This window comes from Methanosarcina hadiensis, assembly GCF_046529725.1.
Classification (GTDB): Archaea; Halobacteriota; Methanosarcinia; order Methanosarcinales; family Methanosarcinaceae; genus Methanosarcina; species Methanosarcina hadiensis.
Genome location: NZ_CP136241.1, coordinates 3,187,864 through 3,202,189 on the forward strand (window position 1 = coordinate 3,187,864; position 14,326 = coordinate 3,202,189).

Consider the following 14,326-nt stretch of genomic DNA (forward strand, 5'->3'; position numbering starts at 1 on the left):
GCCAGAAGTATATTTTTTAAAGCCCACAAATAAAAAAATTATTCAATAAGTCTGAATTGTCAGAGCAACTATTTATTTTTCTCTGAATTCCATCCCTCTTTATATATGATTATCTACTATCCATCAAATAAATTCCCCTGAAAGCACAATAAGCGAAATATATTTTAGAATTGCAGTCATCCAGAAGAGATACATCTATAAAAATATGTGGAGATAAGAATGTCAAACTCATCCAGTAAACCCGTACTTGTCACGTGTGGCCTGCCCTATGCCAACGGCAAGGCACATATAGGGCATCTCCGGACCTATGTGCCCGCTGATATTTTTGCCCGCTCCCTGAAGAAAGAAGGTAGGGAAGTTACCTTTGTTTGTGGCTCGGATACACATGGCACCCCTATTGTCGTAAACGCCGAAGAGCTCGGAATAACTCCTAAAGAACTTGTAGAGATATATCACAGGCACTTTGATGAAACTTTCAAGCAGCTCGGAATTTACTTTGATGCTTTCGGGACAACGGACGATCCAGAGAATCACAACCGGACCCTTGACATTGTAAGCAGGCTGATTGAAAAAGGGTATGTTTACCCGAAAATTATAGAGATCGCCTACTGCCCTGCATGCAACCGTTTCCTTCCTGACCGCTATGTAGAAGGGGCTTGCCCACACTGTGGAGAAACTGCCAGAGGAGACGAGTGCGACCAGGGCTGCGGAAAACATCTGGAGCCGGGAGAACTTCAAAATCCTGTTTGTACTATCTGCGGGGGCCCTGCAGAGTACCGCCAGCAGGAACACTTCTTTTTCAAACTTTCCGAATTTAGCGACTACCTGATGAATTACCTCTCAAACGACCTGGGAGGGACTACAAACGCCATTAACTATGCAATAGGCTGGGTAAAACAGGGTCTTACGGACTGGTGCATTACAAGGAACCTTGAATGGGGAGTAAAATTCCCGGGACACGATGATCTTGTAGTTTATGTCTGGGTGGACGCCCCGATAGGATATATCGCTTTTACCGAGGAGTGGGCTGCACAGGCTGGAGATTCCTGGGAAAAATTCTGGAAAGGCAATGGGGAAATAGTCCATTTTATCGGGGGGGACATAACCTACCACCACTGCATTTTCTGGCCTGCAATGCTTAAAGGCGCAGATTATTCCGTGCCCACAGCAGTTGTAGCCTCAGGCATGGTCAAAATTGAAGACAGGAAATTCTCCAAAACCAGAGGCTATGTAGTCTGGGTAGGGGAAGATTATCTTGACCACGGCTTCCACCCTGACCTTCTCAGGTATTACCTTGCAAGCTACACCTCCCACACCAAAGAATTGAACTTCTCCTGGCGCGTGCTTCAGGAAAAGATTAATGCCGAACTGGTAGCAGTGCTTGGAAACTTCCTTTACAGAACCATGCTCTTTGCTTTCAAGAACTATGGAGAGGTTCCGGAAGGTAAAGTCGAGCCTGAAGTTCAGAAAGAAATAGAGAAGGCACTTGTAGAAGTCAAAGCCGGCATGGCTGAGTACGAGTTCAAGAAAGCCGTTGACTCTGCCATGACCCTTGCCTCCTTTGGAAACACTTATTTCCAGTCCCACGAACCCTGGAAACTGATAAAAGAAGACAGAGCCGCATGCGGACAGGTTGTCTATAACTGCCTGCACCTGGTAAAAGCTTTGAGCCTTATATTTGAACCTGTGCTCCCGCAGACCATGGAAGAAGCCTGGAAAGGGCTCGGGCAGGAAAGCGATATACATGCTGCCCTTTATGATGACGCTTTTATCCCTCTGAAATCAGGCACAAAACTTGCAAAACCTGAAATCCTCTTTACCAAGCTTGAAGACGACAGGATAGGAGAGATGGAAGAGATTGCAAACCAGCGTGTAGCAGCCGCAAATGCAAAGAGGAATGGAGTGAAGGGAGGCGAAAAGGAACCCTCCAAGTCCGAAGGAATGGGACCCTCAGAAGAAGCAAAGACAGCCGCAAAAGCCGGAGATGCTGGAAAAACAGAAGAAAAAGAGCAAATAGAAACCCTTCCCATGATTGACTACGAGGACTTTGCAAAGCTTGACATCAGGGTAGGAAAAGTTGTCTTTGCCGAGCCTGTAAAGAAGTCAAAAAAGCTCCTGCGGATTGAAGTGGATATTGGAGAGGAAAAGCCGAGGCAGCTTGTTGCAGGCATGGCTTCATATTACACTCCAGAAGAGCTTGTCGGCAAGTCCGTAATCGTGCTCGCCAACCTGAAGCCTGCCAAACTCTGCGGAGTTGAATCTAACGGCATGATGCTCGCAGCCGATGACGGTGGAGTTATTGTAGCAGCTCTGATGCCGGATAAAGAGATAAAACCAGGTTCAAGAATAAGGTAAAATTCAGGAATAAATCGAAAATCATCTATTTTCATGCCCGTAAGAATCGGGCATGAATAATTTATAGACTTTTGCATTTAACGAACAAATAGCGTTTGTGACAAACTCGGTATATATTGATTTCATAGCCTGACAGTTCTCTTTCCTGACTGTTAAGAAAAACAGCTCAAGCCCCAGATATCAATAGTGTGGTAAATATACATATTTATTCTACCTCAAAGCCGAAATCTTCCACTTTTTCAGTAATTCCTTGCCTGCTAATCTTGTCAGGATCAAAGGTTACGATTGCTAATTTCTCTGAAAGCCTTATGTCAAGCTTTTCGATGCCGCCAATGCCTTCCAGGGCTTTACTCACATTCGCTGCACAATTTTTGCAATCCACACCTAATACCTTTAAAGTTTCCATACTTCTACTCCTTTTTTATTCCTTTGCTATTTCTTTTTAATTTCTTTTTTACTTCTTTTTTAGCCCCTAAGTTTGTAAATTCAGGTTTAGTCTTCGTGTTTTACTCTCAATAATCTCATAGCATTCAGAGTGACCAGAAGTGAGCTACCCATATCTCCGATAACAGCCAGCCACATAGTCAGCCACCCTGGAATGACTAGCAGAAGAATCAAGCCTTTAATTATCAGGGCAAAAGCGATATTTTGTTTGATGATACCCAGCGTTTTCCTGCTCAGTTTTATTGTATCGGTCAGTTTTGTAAGGTCGTCCGCCATCAAGGCGATATCCGCAGTTTCCAGTGCTGTATCAGTCCCTATAGCGCCCATTGCAATACCAACTGTAGACATTGCCATAGCAGGGGCATCATTGACACCGTCGCCAACCATAGCCACCTTTCCATGTTCGGCAAGGAGGCCCTTGATTGTATCCAGCTTGTCTTCAGGCAATAGATCTGCTCGGAAATCATCGACTCCTGATTTTGCGGCAATAGCACGAGCAGTGCTTTCATTGTCTCCGGTGAGCATTATGACTTTTTTAATACCTGCTTTCTTCAGCTTCCTTACAGCCTGCCCGGAATTCTCCCGCAATACATCTGCCACAGCAATAAGGCCCAGAATTCGGGAATCGTCTCCGAGCATCATTACAGTTTTTCCTTCGTTCTGCAGACGGGAAATTTCATCCTCAACATGTTTCAGGTCCATTGTCCGTTCAGCAAAAAGCCTGGAATTGCCTATCTGGTAAGTTTTCCCCTGGATTACTGCTCTGGCCCCTTTTCCGGGAATTGCCTCAAATGCAGATATGACAGACACTTCTGCTCCGTGTTCTTCAGCGGCTTTTAGAATCGCTTCAGCCAAAGGATGTTCTGACCGGCTTTCAATTGCTGATGCTATCGACAAAAATTCCTTATCCGGAATGCCATCAGTAGGAATAATATCAGTTACCTGCGGTTTACCTTCCGTAAGAGTGCCAGTTTTATCAAAAGCAATCACTGACAAAGCCCCTGCTTCTTCCAGGTACATGCCTCCTTTAATGAGTACACCGTTTTTTGCCGCGTTACCTATTGCAGCTACGATAGACACAGGTGTAGATATTACCAGTGCACAGGGACATGCTACCAGCAGCATAGCCATTGCCTCGTAAAACCATTTCTCGAAAGGCTGTCCAAAAAACAATGGGGGTATCGTAGCAACCATAGCAGACAGAACTATAACAAAAGGGGTATAATATTTTGCAAACTTATCGACAAATTGCTGAGATTGTGCCCTCTTTCCCTGAGCTTCCTCCACCATATGAATAATTCTGGACATTGTATTGTCCCTGGCCAATTTGGTAACTTTAATCTCAAGCGAACCGCGTTCGTTGACAGTTCCGGCATAAATCTCGTCACCAGGCTGTTTTTCCACAGGGATAGACTCTCCTGTGATTGGGGCCTCGTTCACGGTTGAATAACCAGCAGATACTTTGCCGTCCATAGCAATTCTCTCTCCCGGACGAACGATAATGACATCTCCGATTGCAAGTTGCTCTACTGGCAGTTTTATTTCAGACGTTCCTCGCCTGACCAGAGCTACATTTGGAGTTAGGTCCATTAGAGCCCTAATGGAATTCCTTGTTTTATCAAGGGTATAGCTCTGTAGAGCGTTTCCAAAAGAGAAAAGAAACACAACAGTTGCAGCCTCTTCAAAAGTACCGAGTGCTGAAGCACCGATTACCGCTATGGTCATGAGGAGATTCATGTCAAATTCACGGGCATTAACCAGTACTGAAATGCCGTTTCTGGCTGGCAGAAAACCGCCCAGAAGAATCCCGATGAGGAATATCACATTGACCATCAACTCCGGGGCTTCCAGCCTTCCGGCAATAAACCCGAAGACCAGCATAATGAAAGAAACAACTGTAGGCTTAATGTACTGATTCGATTTCCAGTTACTGGCCGGTTCATTTTTTATCTGAAAATCCGTGTCCACTTTCCCTGAATAACCCATTTTTTCAATTGTTGACAGAATTTCTGCTGCTGGCCCGCTATGAGTTACCGTAATTTTAGAAGTACCAAAGTTTATCTGGGCACTCTCGACCCCAGGCACTTTAGAGATACGTTTTTCCAGCTTAGCCGCACAGTCCACACAATCCAGTCCCATTATGCAAAAATCAGTTGTCTGAGAAGCTTCCGATGTTTTCCTTTCTTCCTGTGCTTCATAACCCAATTTTTTAACTTTGTCTATTACCTGAGTAATGCCGGTTTGCTGAGGATCGTAATCCACATCCAATCTACCAGCAGGAAAAGCAATTGTTGCACTAATAACTCCAGGAATACGTTTAACGGCTTTTTCCACTTTAGCCGCGCAATCCGCACAGTCCAGACCTGTTACGAGAAATTTGGATGATACTGCCGGTTCCGTTCTTTCCGCCTCCTCGGCCATTATTTATTCTTCATTATTCTGGATTTCACTCAGTAACATGCTCCAACCCCTGAGCGAACAGTTTTTCAACGTGATCATCAGCCAGTGAATAATACAGGATCTTTCCGTCTCTCCGAAACTTGACAAGGCGCAGAGTCCGGAGAATTTTTAGCTGATGAGATACCGCCGAGTCCGAGACACCTATGACAGCCGAGAGGTCGCAAACGCAAAGTTCTCTGGTCATTAACGAAAACAGTATCTTTACTCTTGTTGGATCTCCCAGAGCCTTGAACAGTTCTGCCAGAGAGATAGCTATATCTTCACTAAATATAGCCTCTCGTACTGCTTTTACAGCCTCGTCATGTATACAATTAACCTCGCACCTATCCAGTTCAACCACAGCGAATTCTCCAATTTGAGCGTGTTTGGATACAGTAATATATGAACATATGCTCAGATGTAATTATGAATAAATACTCAATTGTTATTAAAACTTTTGTTTCAATTACATGGACACTAAACTTACAAGCCTGAAATTCTCTTTACCAAATTAGAAAATAATTTAAAAAAGTAAACTAAAAAATAATTTAAAAAAGTAAAGGCTGAATAAAGACAGGGGAGGAAGAAAAAGAAGAAAAGAATAAAACATAAAAGAAAGAGTTCAGAATAATAAGATTTCAAGAATTTAATAGTGATTCTGGATTCTCATTTCCAGTATCATTTCAAGGTAGGAAGTCCGAATAGAATCGTTTTCATTCAGCCCAAACTGAGATAAGAATTTAAATAACTGAATCCTTGGACTTTCGAGATCTTTTCCGTCTTCCACATCAAGTTCTACTTCCAGAAACTCTCCAAGCCCTTCAACTGCATCAAGACAGACAGTGATTTCTCCTGCCCTGAAAATTTCCCTTTTTTTACGGACTGCACCGGCTTCCGTGAAGCCCAGAGAGTGGAAAATTTTAGCTACAGCAGTTTCATCCACAGGAGTTTCGATTTCTACCCTGGTTTTGGAAACTTTATCGAGTTTGGGACCTTTATAAGTCAGTACAGAGTGTCCTCCCAGAGAGCGGATCCTGAGCGCCTCATCGGTTTTTGCAAAATCGCGGTATGGAGCTGCAAAATAGACGTCTGACTGTTCTTCAACCCCGATTTTACTTGCCCCCATTTCTAAAAGGACAGGGCGGATCTTTGAGTGATCCGCTCTTACCTTAACTTCGACTTCAATCATAATTCCAGACATCTCCGGTTCGGTTAATGATTCGATTATGGGCTGATTCATTATTAAATAATGGGATGCCCGGACCGGAGGAAAGAATCCGGATAAATCAGGCATCTACAGGAACGAACTTGGTGCCGTAGTAGATCATACCACGTTCACCGTCTTCGCCGAGCTTTCTGAACACGGACCTGACCCGCGTTCCTATCTGGATTTTATCAGGGTCGCCAACTACCTGGGAGGTGAGACGGGGGCCCTCATCCAGTTTAATAATTGCAAGAGTATAAGGAGCCTGACCTTCAAAACCTTCAGCAGCGGTATGAATCAGTGTATAGGTTACGATTTCGCCGGTGCCTTTGAATTTGAAGGATTCGAGTTCACCCATACGCCTGCAGTTTACACAAACATTGCGTGGAGGATAGAAATATTCCCCGCATTCCTTGCATCGGGTCCCTTCGAGGTTGTACCTGCTACCCAGGTTTCTCCAGAATCTTGGAACAGAAGACATCGAATATCACCTCTCCCTCGAGAAAATATGTACCACAGCTGTCGCTCCAGACCCTCCTACGTTATGGGCCATTCCGTACTCAGCGCCTGCTACCTGGCGCTTGCCTGCTTCTCCGCGCAACTGGGTTACGATTTCCACAGCCTGTTTTATGCCTGTTGCTCCTACAGGATGTCCGCAGGCTTTCAAACCGCCTGAGGTGTTGACAGGGATCCTGCCACCAATTGCGGTTTCCCCGTTTTCGGTAACAATTCCGCCTTTTCCTTTCTCAGCAAAGCCCAGGTCTTCAATTGCACAGATCTCGGCAATGGTAAAGCAGTCATGCACTTCAACGAGGTCGATGTCTTTGGGAGCCAATTTTGCCATTGAGTATGCCCTCTTCGCAGCCATCACGGTTGCATCCAGGGTTGTAATATCCCTTCTGTCATGCAGGGCAATGGTGTCGCTTGCCTGCGCTGTTGCTTTAATGTAAATAGGAGTGTCAGTGTATTTGTGGGCAATTTCCGCAGGTGCCAGGACAAGTGCTGAAGCTCCATCTGTAATCGGAGAACAGTCAAAGATATGTAATGGATCAGCTACCATTATCGACTTCAGTACATCATCTACGGTGATTGCGTTCTTATACTGAGCAATCGGGTTAAGGCACCCGTTTTTATGGTTCTTTACTGCTACTTCTGCAAGCTGTTCACCTGTGGTTCCGTACCTGTGCATGTGCAGTTTTGCAATCATTGCATAAAGCCCGGGGAATGTTGCTCCTGCCATTCCCTCCCATTCCCGGTCAGCAGCTGCTGCAAGAGCTGAAGATGCTTCTTCGGAACCTACATCTGTCATTTTCTCTGCTCCTGCCGCAACTACAATGTCACTGTAGCCTGAAGCCACAGCCATTATAGCCTGGCGCAGGGCAAGCCCTCCTGAAGCACATGCAGCTTCCACCCTGGTAGCCGGGACATGGAGGTTTCTTGAAAGCCCGGAATAGTCTGCAATGAGAGCGCCTATGTGCTCCTGCTCAACAAAACGGCCTCCACTCATGTTTCCTATGTAAAGGGCGTCGATATCTTTTCCGCTTACATCTGCATCTTCGATTGCGCCGATTCCTGCTTCTACAACTATATCTCTCAAGGAACGCTCCCAGAGTTCCCCGAATTTAGTATTCTTTACTCCGATAATTGCTACATCTCTCATTATATTCACCCCGTTTTCAGGCCAGGCGGATCTTGCCTTTATGCCTGGCATACCTTGCGTAATCGATGTATACAGGATCTTTGATAAGCTCGGAAACCGTCGGAGCCCTGTTTCGGATTTCCTCAATCCTGTCTGTAACTGTTATGCTGAATGCGTCAGATCCTGCTCCTGAACCGAAGGCAGTTGCAAAAATCCTGTCTCCTGGCTTTGCCTGGTCAAGGGTTGCAGCAATTCCCATCAGACAGGAACCTGAATAAGTATTTCCTATTTTCGGGACAACAAGTCCGGGAGTTATCTGGTCTTTTGTGAACCCGAGCATCTTTGCAGCCTTGCTTGGGAATTTTCCGTTTGGCTGGTGGAAGACTGCATAATCATAATCTGAAGGCTTTGTCCCGAGTTTCTCAAGAAGACCTTTTGCTCCGTTTGTTATGTGTTTAAAGTACCCGGGCTCTCCCGTAAAACGTCCTCCGTGTTCGGGATAGGGCATTCCTTCTCTTCGCCAGAAGTCGGGGGTATCTGTTGTAAAAGAGTATGTATCCTCAATAATGGCAGCAAGTTCGGACTCTTTTTTCCCTATAAGGCAGGCGACTCCTCCTGCTGCTGCGGTGTACTCAAGTGCGTCACTTGGGGCTCCCTGGGAAACATCCGCTCCTATAGCAAGGCCGAGGTCGACCATTCCTGAACCTACAAGCCCCATACATGCTTGGACTGCAGCTGTTCCCGCTTTACATGCGAACTCAAAATCTGCTGCAGTCATTACCGGGGTTGCGCCAATTGCCTGGGCTACGATAGTGCTTGTCGGTTTTACAGCGTAAGGATGACTTTCTGAACCGGTATACACCGCCCCGATTCTGGAGGGATCGACGCCGCTCCTTATCATTGCATTTCTTGCTGCTTCCACGGCAATCGTTGCTGCGTCTTCGTCAATATCAGGTACGGATTTCTCATATACCATGAGACCATTTTTGAGAGCCTCTGCGTCATCACCCCAGAGCCGGGCAATTTCTTCAATTTTTATGCGGTATCTCGGAACATATGCGCCGTAAGATACAATTCCAATGGCCATGCTTTCACCTGTTTTTAATTATTTAGGGTTTCTTTCAGGGGTCATTCCCTTGCGTAGTATTGACTGTATTTTTTCAGTAGCTGCACAATCTGATCGAGTTCCATTGTAGTTGCGACCAGAGGAATACGGTCTACTTCCGCCATCTTGACTGCAACAGGTTCGACCTCTTCTTTACGAAGCCCATGAAGCACAACAGCTCCGGGTTTCAGGTTGGTTACCCGAATAGCCACCAGAGGGGATTTTCCAGTGCTGACTTTTGTAAAGATCATGGCTCTGTCCGTACTCCAGCCGTAGAGCTTCTGGAACTCGTGCGAGGAGAGTTCCAGGATTGCCCGCTGACTGTCGACAACAGAGAAACCATATAGAGGCTTTTCAATCCCTTTATAGACTATATCGCCTTCAATAAGGTTAACCAGTTTAGCAAGCTGTATCGGGAGAGTATACTCGTAGGTTGAGTAGATGGATTTGGAGCCGCTTTCGGCACTGAGCATAGATTCATAGGCGTGAATCTTTTTGCCTCCCCTCTCGAGATCAATTTCAAGCAGGGACTCCACGATCTTCCGGACAATCAGTGTCCCTGGAGACTTTCGCCTCCCACTTTCATAATCGCTGATAACGGAAGGAGAGACCTTAAGGTAATTTGCAATATCTGTCTGGGATATCTCGAAGTTTAACCTCCATTTCTTCAGGGACTCTCCGGGTTTCTCTGAGAGTGTGATATCTCCAGCCATTTTTTCCGCCAGGCGGTTGCGTAGATTTTCCGAGGAATCATTTGACGTCATGACTTACTTAATCTAGAGGAAACATTAGCATATATATCTAACGAATGTCAATTCGGCAATTGTCGCAGAGCATTGACTGTCGGATAAGAGAGGCTTCTGTCTGAAAAAATTTATAAATAATGTAAGAGGAATTAGAATGTGATGCCTGAAAATTCACGGAGACCGGAAATCAGCGTTTCGGACATTCTATTATATATCAATTGCCCACGGCGTGTTTACTTTGTCAGCCGCGGATTTGAATTGCTTCCGGAAATAAACGTTTCACGGCTCGAAAGAATGCTTCTGAAAGAACTCTCTATGAATTATCCGGAAATTGTGAAAATGTGTTCGTTAAACGCCGATACTATGTGCAAAGAACTTGAGGCTGCCCTTGACCAGGCATGTAAGGATCTCCCGCTAATGTTTCCAAAAGAATTTGCACGCACAGAAAAGGGATTTCTGGAAGAAGGGAATGCGCGGGCGAGAGCTAAAATTCCTGAAATCGCAGCTAACCTTCTCAAAGGACTTGAAGAATTCGGAAAAGACTCCATGCTTGCGGCACTTACCCCTGTAAAAACTGAACCCATTATTTTCTCAGAGCGCCTGAACCTGAAGGGAGCACCCTCCAAGATAGTCTGTTTTGAAGGCATGAATGTCCCATCGATTATAAAGCCCGGAAGCTGTCCCGTCCAGGGAGTGTGGGCATCGGATAGAATACATGTTGCATCACTTGCCCTTCTCCTTGAAGCCGAGTCCGGAAAAGAGATCCCTTTCGCTTTTGTTGAGTACGTCAGTTTCGGGATAATCAGAAAAGTAGTTATCCGAAGCTCGGATCGCAGGGAAGTATTGAAAACCTGCAGGCGTGTGGAGAAAATAAAAGCAGGATTAATGCCTGAAAAAACGGAAGAAAAGTTCTGTTCGGAATGCACTTTTTCAGAGCATTGCGTTTCAAATTCGTCTCTTATGTCCAAATTTTTCTGAAAAGAAATGGACAGAAAAGGATTGCAGCATAACAAAAGCAAAAACAAAACTGTTGTTCAGTAACAAGTTGTAAGGACTTTTTTTGAGTGCGGCTGAACACAGTTTGTATCTTTATTAATAATAACATTTCTCATTTTTTAGGTGTAAGAAAGAACTTGCTTTGAGTATGAATATATAAGTTTTCTCTCCAAAGTCTCAAACAATTAGTCATATAAGTAGTAATTCTGAAAAAAAGAATCATAAATCCAACATCATTTCTGATTGTTTGATAATCTGGACAGAAAACTTATAAGGAGTTAGGTAAGAGGGATTTATGGAGTTCAAATAAATTTACCAGGTTCAGCCGAACTCCATAAAACATGCCCTAAGAGGCATAATTAAGTTAGCTTAGCATATATTTAAGCTTGCCTTATTCTGCCTCCTAGGGAAAAAATAACCAGAACTAGGAGTGAAGTAGAATGTTCAATAAAAGGTTTGGAATAGGAATGTTAATTTTGGTAATACTACTGGTTAGTATGGCATTGATACCAGCTGTGAGTGCACAAGAAGTCTCAAAGATAAGTGAGAAGCCTTCTGAATTGGAACAAGGGTTGATAGATGCACTAAATTCTAATACAAAAAACTTATCCACAGAAGATGTAGTTGCAAATTATGTTAAAGCAAACAAAGATAAAATTTCAATAAATAATTTTAAAGAAAATGATACTGCTTCAAATACAATTAATTTAAGGGCTTATCAACTAAAAGATGGATCAAATATAACCTTCACAAATGGAGGCTATTTCTTTATTACTGGCGTAGAGGAAGAAACAAATAATGAAATAGTAACTCAAACTGCTACTATAGCGAGTGTTTCGACTACTCCTACTATTACAGGATATAAGGAACTCTATTCTTGGACTGGTGTTAAAGTCTACACAATTTATACAAAGGGGTATTTTACTTATAATGGTCAGACTGTAGATGCTCATTATATAGATTCATGGTACGTGAAATTATGCAGTATATTGGTCAGTTAGTAACTGGGAAGAAGGAAGTATCGAATATAGTTCAGGTACTCGCTCAGACATCTACGGCAGAGGAACTTTCCAGTGGGGAATATTTATTGAAGGCACTGGTATAGTTTTACGTGAGTTTTATGACAACCTTTACATAAAATGTGATCAAAACGGTAATTATCGGGTTATTTTTGAAGAAACCGCCCCTTAATTATAATGATTGTGAAAAAATAATTTATCAAAGGTAGAAATTTGGTTGCGTTACTATAAGAAAGGCAAGGTTAACTCTACAATTATTTCATAAAACCTCATAATGCTTTCAAAAGAAAGGTACCGAAAATTCCGTAGAATCATTAATACTAAAAATTATTTTATGGGAAATATGATTTTTGCAAATTTCCAAACTCACAAATATAATATCTCAGCCAAAAACATCTACATTTTAATTTTTTGTAGATAGATATTCTTGTGGGAGAGAGATTAACCTGCAGATGGAACTAAATTTCTAACCGCAGGAGAACAAAATGAGTTCTAAGCACAATTCATGAGTCAATGTATCATATGTTTGGACTAAAATAATAGTAAAAGGTGAAGGGTTATGAAAAAAGGAGTTAAATTTATAATAGGATTTGTATTATTATGCATTGTGATTTTGGTTATTTTCATGGGATTAACTTATAGATGATCATTCAAGACTATGATGTGTATGATGCTTAGATTCTAATGTATATCTATAAAGGAAATTATATTAATCGTTAAATGAACTACATTATGCCTCCTATAAGCATCGTCCTAAAGGAACGATTCCAAAAATTCTCAGTGCGAGCGACATAAAAACACATAAGATTAGATATTATATTGCTAAAGTTGATCCAGAGTTTGATCAAAAAGCAGTTAAGGCTGATCAGAAAAGTAGTTATCCGGAGTTCGGACCGCAGGGAAGTATTGAAAATATGCAGGCGTGTGGAGAAAATAAAAGCCGGATTAATGCCCGAAAAAACGGAAGAAAAATTCTGTCCGGAATGCACTTTTTCAGAGCATTGCGTTTCAAATTCGTCTCTTATGTCCAAATTTTTCTGAACAGGAAATGGGCGGAAAAAGCTTACAGTACAAAAAATGGGAAAAAACCTGTCCCATTTATATGGTTGGCTCTGGAGAGAACAGATGAATGCTAAAGATGGAATATTAGTGCTACATGTTGCCATAGTTTTGTGTTTATTCCTGCCGCCATTAGCAATGGCTTCCACCGAAGAACAGCAAACAAACCAGACTAAAGATGCTGCCCAGTTAGAGATGGAGGCTCTAGAGGCTGAAATGGGTGAGGAAGGAATGAAAAAAATTGCGGATTACCTGGAGCTGCAGGCTTCTTTGCCGGATGTGGTGAAACGTATGCCATATAGAGGGCTTGCTTTTGCTGCCACAGATCCTGAAAGTCAAGCTATTACGATGGGATACATTGACAACTTCGATGTTTCCGAAAAGAAAAAAGAGGAGTATAAATCTGGATTACAGGACATCTGGGACAGGTATCCAGAAAATATCACGGAAGATGACTATGCTTTCATGATAGAGCTGGGTCCGATGGTCGAGAAAGAGTCTTTAAAGAAATATCAGGATCAGGATTATTCAAACAACAGTGATTTTGAATCTGATAATGGTAGTATCTCAAGTGGAAATGAATCAAGCAAAAGTAACTCTACTCCAGGCTTCGGGTTATTGGGGAGCTTGACCTGCCTGTATGGAGGATGGAAATTCAGGAAAAAGTAATGAAGGACCTGGATAACCGGATTGCTGTCAATTGGTAATCTGGAGCCTGTTGGATCTGATATACAAACGGTTGAAGCCTCTGGTTCTACAATTAACCTCCACATTTCGACCCCCTCTCAAAAATAAGGTTATTTTTTGAGACAACTGAATATATTTATTCTATCAGTTGAAAAACAGAATCCATAATGTCAACAAATTGTGTATGAATCTTACAATTCTGCGAAAATTCCAGACCTTCCTATAAAAATTGCCACAAAGTTGATGTGTTTTTCATCAAGACCCTCTGAGACATGCAAAATTTAATTTATAAAAGGGTGCGAAATGGGCACTGAACTTTATTGATAAAAAAATTAAGTTCGGTTTTATCGGAAGGGGTCAAAATGTGAGTAATGAGTTGTAATTATTTTTTTCCGAATGTGACTGACTGGTTTGTATCTTCCTTAAAATCAACATCTCCTATTTTTTGAGTTTAAAAACGTACTTACATTATATATAAACATTCCCGTCGAAGTCACAAAATTTGTCATATTAAGTAACACGTCTTAGAAATGTAATCATAAATCCAACGTCCTTTCAGATTGTTTGATAACCTGCACAGAAAGTTTATAATGAGTAACAAAGAGTAATTTATGGAGTTGGAATGTACTTTCC

General features: G+C 42.8%; 13 protein-coding genes. 5 read left to right on the forward strand and 8 right to left on the reverse strand.

Annotated elements, in window-relative coordinates; translation table 11 throughout:
* Positions 1-219 precede the first annotated feature (219 nt).
* Positions 220-2,355 (forward strand): methionine--tRNA ligase, encoded by a 2,136-nt coding sequence (gene metG / locus RSJ42_RS13710; RefSeq protein WP_410507828.1) that lies wholly within the window; start codon positions 220-222, stop codon positions 2,353-2,355.
* A 205-nt stretch (positions 2,356-2,560) separates the two neighbouring features.
* Here the strand turns inward: metG and RSJ42_RS13715 are convergent, their stop codons facing one another.
* The 8 genes from RSJ42_RS13715 to RSJ42_RS13750 all read right to left on the reverse strand — a co-directional run bounded on the left by RSJ42_RS13715 (position 2,561) and on the right by RSJ42_RS13750 (position 9,950).
* Positions 2,561-2,761 (reverse strand): heavy-metal-associated domain-containing protein, encoded by a 201-nt coding sequence (locus tag RSJ42_RS13715; RefSeq protein ID WP_410507829.1) that lies wholly within the window; start codon positions 2,759-2,761, stop codon positions 2,561-2,563.
* Between the two features lie 86 nt (positions 2,762-2,847).
* Positions 2,848-5,220 (reverse strand): heavy metal translocating P-type ATPase, encoded by a 2,373-nt coding sequence (locus RSJ42_RS13720; protein WP_410507830.1) that lies wholly within the window; start codon positions 5,218-5,220, stop codon positions 2,848-2,850.
* Positions 5,221-5,245: 25 nt separating this feature from the next.
* Complete coding sequence (locus RSJ42_RS13725) at positions 5,246-5,599, reverse strand: ArsR/SmtB family transcription factor (RefSeq protein WP_410507831.1); 354 nt, start codon at positions 5,597-5,599, stop codon at positions 5,246-5,248.
* Between the two features lie 285 nt (positions 5,600-5,884).
* A complete protein-coding gene (cyaB, locus tag RSJ42_RS13730; RefSeq protein ID WP_410507832.1) occupies positions 5,885-6,427 on the reverse strand; it encodes a class IV adenylate cyclase in 543 nt (180 codons plus the stop codon).
* Positions 6,428-6,524: 97 nt separating this feature from the next.
* Positions 6,525-6,923 (reverse strand): Zn-ribbon domain-containing OB-fold protein, encoded by a 399-nt coding sequence (locus RSJ42_RS13735; RefSeq protein WP_410507833.1) that lies wholly within the window; start codon positions 6,921-6,923, stop codon positions 6,525-6,527.
* 6 nt (positions 6,924-6,929) lie between these two features.
* Positions 6,930-8,102 (reverse strand): thiolase domain-containing protein, encoded by a 1,173-nt coding sequence (locus RSJ42_RS13740; protein ID WP_410507834.1) that lies wholly within the window; start codon positions 8,100-8,102, stop codon positions 6,930-6,932.
* 16 nt (positions 8,103-8,118) lie between these two features.
* Positions 8,119-9,168 (reverse strand): hydroxymethylglutaryl-CoA synthase, encoded by a 1,050-nt coding sequence (locus tag RSJ42_RS13745; RefSeq protein ID WP_410507835.1) that lies wholly within the window; start codon positions 9,166-9,168, stop codon positions 8,119-8,121.
* 41 nt (positions 9,169-9,209) lie between these two features.
* Positions 9,210-9,950 carry a helix-turn-helix domain-containing protein gene (locus RSJ42_RS13750; RefSeq protein WP_410507836.1) on the reverse strand — a complete coding sequence of 247 codons (741 nt, stop codon included), beginning with the start codon at positions 9,948-9,950 and terminating at the stop codon, positions 9,210-9,212.
* Between the two features lie 141 nt (positions 9,951-10,091).
* Between RSJ42_RS13750 and RSJ42_RS13755 the strand changes: the two genes are divergently transcribed.
* From RSJ42_RS13755 to RSJ42_RS13770, 4 genes are all read left to right on the forward strand, one after another.
* Complete coding sequence (locus RSJ42_RS13755) at positions 10,092-10,910, forward strand: Dna2/Cas4 domain-containing protein (RefSeq protein ID WP_410507837.1); 819 nt, start codon at positions 10,092-10,094, stop codon at positions 10,908-10,910.
* A 458-nt stretch (positions 10,911-11,368) separates the two neighbouring features.
* Positions 11,369-11,929: a hypothetical protein gene (locus tag RSJ42_RS13760; protein WP_410507838.1), complete on the forward strand. Its 561-nt coding sequence runs from the start codon at positions 11,369-11,371 to the stop codon at positions 11,927-11,929.
* 858 nt (positions 11,930-12,787) lie between these two features.
* A complete protein-coding gene (locus RSJ42_RS13765; RefSeq protein WP_410507839.1) occupies positions 12,788-12,988 on the forward strand; it encodes a Dna2/Cas4 domain-containing protein in 201 nt (66 codons plus the stop codon).
* A gap of 84 nt (positions 12,989-13,072) precedes the next feature.
* A complete protein-coding gene (locus RSJ42_RS13770; RefSeq protein ID WP_410507840.1) occupies positions 13,073-13,675 on the forward strand; it encodes a hypothetical protein in 603 nt (200 codons plus the stop codon).
* The last annotated feature ends 651 nt before the right edge of the window (positions 13,676-14,326 follow it).